General features: G+C 67.0%; 5 protein-coding genes. 4 read left to right on the top strand and 1 reads right to left on the bottom strand.

What is annotated here, in order from left to right; translation table 11 throughout:
* From VYI76_RS16625 to VYI76_RS16610, 4 genes are all read left to right on the top strand, one after another.
* A partial coding sequence (locus VYI76_RS16625) for a hypothetical protein (protein WP_443018984.1) occupies nucleotides 1-268 on the top strand: 268 nt, incomplete at its 5' end.
* Nucleotides 269-286: 18 nt separating this feature from the next.
* Entirely contained in the window at nucleotides 287-1,180 is an 894-nt protein-coding gene (gene hflC, locus VYI76_RS16620) for a protease modulator HflC (RefSeq protein WP_326525930.1), read from the top strand.
* Between the two features lie 61 nt (nucleotides 1,181-1,241).
* A complete protein-coding gene (gene hflK, locus VYI76_RS16615; protein ID WP_326525929.1) occupies nucleotides 1,242-2,369 on the top strand; it encodes a protease modulator HflK in 1,128 nt (375 codons plus the stop codon).
* The gene (locus VYI76_RS16610) at nucleotides 2,366-4,249 is read left to right on the top strand and encodes a heavy metal translocating P-type ATPase (protein ID WP_326525928.1); all 1,884 of its coding nucleotides are present in this window, start codon (nucleotides 2,366-2,368) and stop codon (nucleotides 4,247-4,249) included. The genes hflK and VYI76_RS16610 overlap by 4 nt, the downstream gene beginning before the upstream one ends.
* Before the next feature lie 153 nt (nucleotides 4,250-4,402).
* Here the strand turns inward: VYI76_RS16610 and VYI76_RS16605 are convergent, their stop codons facing one another.
* On the bottom strand, nucleotides 4,403-5,620 hold the full coding sequence (locus tag VYI76_RS16605) for a DDE-type integrase/transposase/recombinase (protein ID WP_326525927.1): 1,218 nt from the start codon (nucleotides 5,618-5,620) through the stop codon (nucleotides 4,403-4,405).
* Between the last annotated feature and the right edge of the window lie 53 nt (nucleotides 5,621-5,673).

Raw genomic sequence — 5,673 nt, 5'->3', positions numbered from 1 at the left:
CGCGACGCAGATTCGCCTGCAGGCGCAGACTGCCGCCACCGAGCGGCGCGCGCGCGCGCAGGGTGAAGCCGCCCGTTTCCGTGCACCATTGGCGGTGTATCGCAACCAACCCGACGTCTACACCACGCGCCGCCGGCTTGAGGCCCTCGAGGCCGCGCTCGGGGATGTCCGCCAGCTCATCCTGATTCCGCACGCCGCGCGCGCCCGCGCCCAGTTCTTCCTCGGCGTCGACGCCACGACACCCGTCGCGCCCGCGCCCCTGCGTTAACCGTTTTCGACCGCCCCCATGTCCTCCGTCCAAGTCCTCACCCGCGCGCTGATCGCCCTCGTCGTCGTGACGATCCTCGGCTTCGCGATGTTCAGCTTCCAGGTCGCCAGCAACGAGTCGGCGGTCCTCACCCGTTTCGGCTCGCCGGTGCGCACGCTCGCCGATCCCGGGCTCTACTTCAAATGGCCGTGGCCCGTGGACACCGTGCACCGTTTCGACACGCGTCTGGCTTTTTATGATACGCGCGTGTCCGAGGCGCTCACGCAGGACAAGCGCAACGTCATCCTGCCCGTGTTCCTGGCCTGGCGCGTGGCGGATCCGCTGAAGTTCCTGCAGGCGCTCGGCACGCCCGCCGCCGTGCCGACGAAGCTCGACAGCCTCGCCATCAGCGCGCGGAACTCGCTGCTCGGCCGTTACGACTTCCAGGAACTGGTCAGCACCGATCCGGCGCGGCTGAAGCTCGCGGAACTCGAGCAGCGCCTCACCGAGGAGATTCGGCCCGCCGCGCTCGCGGCGTTCGGCATCGCGATCGAACAGGTCGGCTTGAAACGCATCGCACTCCCGGAGGCGAACACGCTGTACGTGTTCGAGCGCATGAAGGCCGAGCGCGGACAATATGCCGCGAAGTTCCGCGCCGAGGGCCGCCGCGAGGCCGAGGAACTCCGCGCGAAGACCGACGCCGAACGCACCGTCCTGATCGCCGAAGCACAGAAGTTCGCCGAGGAAACCCGCGGCAAAGGCGAGGCCGAGGCGGCCCGCATCTACGCCGAAGCCCACGCGCAGGACCCGAAGTTTTATCAGTTTCTCCGCGAGCTCGAGACGCTGCGCAAAGTGACGCGCGAGAACACCACCCTGATTCTCGACACCGACACCGCGCCGTTCAACCAGCTCAAGGCCGTCCCCGCGAAATGAATTTCCTCGCGCGCCCTCCCGAATCTCCGCCGGTACGCCGCGCCTTCCCGCGCGCGAAGCCATGATTGACCCCGCGCCTCTCCCGCTTTCCGCCCGACGCCGCGCCGCCCGCGTGAGCTCCGGTCAGGCGTTGTTCGGCGCGCTTGCCGCCACCATCAAGCTGCTGCGCTGGCTGCTGCTCGGTCTCGTCGGCATTTATCTCGGTTCGGGAATCACGCGCGTGGCGCCCAACGAGGACGCGCTCATTTACCGCCTCGGCCGGCTGCAACGCGAACTGCACCCGCCCGGCCTGTGTTTTGCGCTGCCACCGCCGATCGATCGCGTCGTGCGCGTTCCCACCCGCACCCAGCACGAGCTGTTTCTCAACGCCTGGGCGCCCGACGAACAGGCAGCGGCCAACGCCGCCGCGGAAGCATCCCCGGCCGCCGCGTTCACCGCGCCGCAGATTCCCGCGTCACTGCTCGCCGTCCTGCCCGCCGCCAACGTCGGTCTCGCCGCGAACACCCCGCCGCCCGGCAAGGGACTCCATCCAGTCTTCGACGGCTACACGCTCACCGGCGACGCCAACATCGTGCAGGCGCGCCTCACCGCGCGTTACCGCATCACCGATCCGTTTGCCTACGCCGGCGCCGTGCAGACCGGCGCGCGCACGCCGCTGATCGACGCCGTGCTGATCGATGCGGCGACGCGCACCCTGGCGCGCACGAAAATCGACGACGCGCTCGGCTCCGGGCTCGAATCGCTCCGCACGCGCATCCGGGAACTCGCGCAGGAACGCGTCGACGCCCTCAAACTCGGCATCGAGATCGTGGCGTTTGAGATCAACAGCCTCGCGCCGCCTGCGGCGACCAGCGCGGCGTTTGCCGACGTCACGAGCGCCCAGGTGGAGGCCCGCACGACGCTCGAACAGGCGCGCACCTATCGCGCCCAGACGATGCCGCGCGCCGCCAGCGAGGCCTTCCGCGCCCGGCAACAAGCCACCGCGGACAGCCGTGAACTCACGACCCGCGCGCGCGGCGAGACCGCCTCGTTTCTCTCCCTGCTCGCTGAGCACCGAACCTCGCCCGCCCTCGTCGAAACCCGCCTCCGCGCCGCGGCGCTCGAGTACGTGCTGCCGCGCGTGAAACAGAAAACGCTGCTGCCCGCCGACGGCGGTGCGTTCAACGTCTACCTGCGCGACGCCAAATGAGCGCCCCGGCCGTCGCCCCCGCCTTTCGCCTGTCGGCGTTGCACGTTCGGATCGGACTCGTCGCGCTCGGGCTGCTGTGCCTCGGCCTGAGCGTCGTCGCCCAGTGGCTGCGGCCGGACCAGGCCGACGTGATGTCGCTCTGGGCCATGCTGGGCCTCGCGCTGGCCGCGATTCCCGTGCTCATCGACAGCCTGACGTCGCTGAAAGCCGACGGCTTCGAGGCCACGAAATACTACATGGATCAGTTCGTGGCGCTCGCGATTCTCGCGTGTTTCGCCATCGGCCAGTACGCCACGGGTACGATCGTCGCCGCGATCCTCATCGTCGGCCAGATCCTCGAGGAGCACACGACGCTGGGCGTCGAGGAGGCGGTCAACTCCCTCACCCGCCTCGCCCGCGTCAAAGCCCGCCGCCTGGCCGCCTCCGGCGCGACGGAGGAACTCGTCGACGGCGCTGACCTGCGTCTCGGCGATCGCGTGCGCGTGCTGCCGGGCGACACCGTTCCGGCCGACGGCCGTATCCTCTCCGGCCTGACGACGCTCGATCAGGCCACGATCACCGGCGAATCGCTGCCGGTCGATGCCGAGGTCGGCTCCGCCGTCTATGCCGGCACCACCAATCTGACCGGCGCCATCGAGTTCGAGGTCACGAAGACGGGCGACGATACCGTGATCGGTCGCGTGAAGCATATCGTCGAGGAGGCGAAGACTTCGCGCGCTCCGGTGATGCGGCTGATCGACGACTACACGCGTTACTACATGCCGCTGGTGCTGATCATCGCGGGCTTCGTGCTGTTCTTCACCCGCGAAGTCGAACGCGCAATCGCCGTGATCATCGTCGCGATGCCGTGCGCCTTCGTCCTCGCCTCGCCGTCAGCGATGGTCGCCGCGCTCGCGGTGGCGTCTCGGCTCGGCATCCTCGTGAAAAGTTCGCGCTTCTTCGAAGCCGCGCAGTCGATCGACACGGTCGTGTTCGACAAGACCGGCACGCTCACCACCGGCCAGCTCCGGGTCGTCAGTCTCCATCCGGCTGAAGGCGTCACCGAAAACGAACTCCTCGCCCTTGCCGCGGCGTTGGAGACGCACTCCACGCACCCCGTCGCCCGCGCCATTCTCGGTGAGGCCCGGCGGCGCGGCGTGACGATCGACTCCACGCTGCAGACGCAGGAAGTCGCCGGACGCGGCGTCCGCGGCGGCGGTCTGGCCGCGGGGCGGCGCACGTGGATTGCGGAGCTGGGCGTCGCGATCCCGACCGACGTCACCGACACGGCGAACGCTTCGAGCCTCTACGTCGCGCGGCACGGCACGTTCGCCGGCGCGATTCTGCTGGCCGACGCCATTCGCGCCGAGACGAAGGCCACCGCCGAGAGTCTGCGTGCGCTCGGCATCGAGGAGTTCGTGATGCTCACCGGCGATCGCGAGGTCGTGGCGCGCGAGATTGCGGCCGAAGCGGGCATCACGCGTTTCCGGGCCAACTGTCTGCCCGAGCAGAAACTCGAGGAAGTCCGCGCGCTGAAGGCCGCGGGCCGCCGGGTGCTCGTCATCGGTGACGGTGTGAATGACGCGCCCGCGCTCGCCGCCGGCGATCTCGGCGTGGCGATGGGGGCGCTGGGGAGCGACGTGGCGATCAAGACCGCCGACGTTGCGCTCATGGGCAACGACCTGCGGCATCTGCCGCGTTTCATCGCGCTGTCCGACCGCACGCTGCGGATCATCAACCAGAATCTGCTGTGGGGCCTGGGTTTCATCGGGCTCTTCGTCGCCCTCTCCGCTTTCGGGCTCGTCAGTCCCATCGTGGCCGCGTTTCTCCACGAATTCAGCGCGTTCTTCGTCATCTTCAACAGCGCGCGCCTGCTGCGTTTCGACGAGACGGCGGAGTGAGGGGTGGCGCCCGCGACGGGCGCAGTTGAGGGCTGAGAGTTGAGAGCTGAGAGATCGATCCAGAAAGGGTCCTATCAAGACATCGGTAACACTTTAGTTTCAGGACATCGGTAACACCTAGGTGACAGTTTGGGTTGATGAGGAAGTATTCGCTTAGGCGGACAGACGTACGGGTTCCGTGTCGCGGCTTGGCGCGACACGGAACCCGTACGTCTTAAGATCGATGTGACCGAGAAACAAGTGATGGAGCCACACTTCGAGTTCAGCGCCGCCAATGCGACGCAGTCCGAGTAGTTGGCCGGCGAGTGCGGTGGAGATAAAGACGTTTTCGCCTGCCCACTTGATCACGCCATTGTCGCTCACCCGGCGGGGCTGGAAACCGGGACCGTAGTCGAGTTCGGCGGCGCAATATCGCCGCTCGGACCTGCGATATAATTCGGCCGGGCATTGCTGCTGCAATGCTTGGTGGGGGCGCACGGCGTTGTACTCCTGCCGCCAGAGGTCCAAGCCGGCCTGCTGCGCCGTGCGATCGGACTGCACGTGCAGCGTGATCTCTTCCTGGATATCTCCGTGCATGCGTTCATGCGCCGGATTGTCTTGCGGGTGACCAGGTCGGCTACGCGCCAGATCGATCCCGAGACTAACCCACCACGCTGACAATCGGCTGAGGCCAAGCGGCGCCTGTACGCTCGCAAACGGGCTTCCATTGTCGGAGTGAATCACTTCCGGTAACCCGTATTGGTTGAACAGTTCGACGAAGACGTGCTTCACCGCCTCAAAGCCGGTCGCCGTCGGGACGACCGCCGCCAGCACGAATCGGCTGTACGCATCCACCACGGTCAGCGGCTCACACCGCTCACCACTGGCCAAGGTCCACCAGCCTTTGAAGTCCACGGTCCAGACGTGGTTCGCGTATAATGCAGACACTGGCCCGGCCCCCGCCGATGAGGTGCGTCGGATCCGCCGGCGACGCTTCTGCACCAGCCCCAGCTTCTGCAGCACACGATGACAGCTACTCACGCTCACCACTTCCCCGTACTGCCGACGGTAGAGCTCACCGATCTTCACTGGACCCCAACGCGGATGCGCCACCTTCAGCCTGCCTAACGCGCAGACCACGTCTTCACCCAACTGCTGCGGTGAACTACGCGGCCGGCGACTGTGCTCGCGCAGCCCCCGCAACCCTTCTTCTCGGGCGCGTGCGAGCCACTTGTATCCGGTCTTTCGCGCTATGCCGCTCTCGCGGCACAACGCCGCAAAGTTGCAGTCCTGCTGCAACGCTCGGCGGACAAACTCTCGACGACTCTCATTCATGGTGATGCTCGGCCACGGCATCGCTTCATCCTCACGGAAGCGCACCTTCGCGGCCATAGTGTCACCCATGTCCTGAAGTTGAAGTGTCACCTATGTCCTGAAACAGGACC

This window comes from Sphingomonas sp., from assembly GCF_035910975.1.
GTDB lineage: Bacteria > Pseudomonadota > Alphaproteobacteria > Sphingomonadales > Sphingomonadaceae > Sphingomonas.
The sequence above is the reverse complement of the archived record's forward strand: the minus strand, read 5'-3'. Positions and strand labels throughout refer to the sequence as shown.

Excerpts from the sequence above, each read along its gene's own strand:
- hflC (WP_326525930.1), top strand. The coding sequence starts at position 287 with ATGTCCTCCGTCCAAGTCCTCACCCGCGCGCTGATCGCCCTCGTCGTC.
- hflK (WP_326525929.1), top strand. The coding sequence starts at position 1,242 with ATGATTGACCCCGCGCCTCTCCCGCTTTCCGCCCGACGCCGCGCCGCC.
- VYI76_RS16610 (WP_326525928.1), top strand. The coding sequence starts at position 2,366 with ATGAGCGCCCCGGCCGTCGCCCCCGCCTTTCGCCTGTCGGCGTTGCAC.
- VYI76_RS16605 (WP_326525927.1), bottom strand. The coding sequence starts at position 5,620 with ATGGCCGCGAAGGTGCGCTTCCGTGAGGATGAAGCGATGCCGTGGCCG.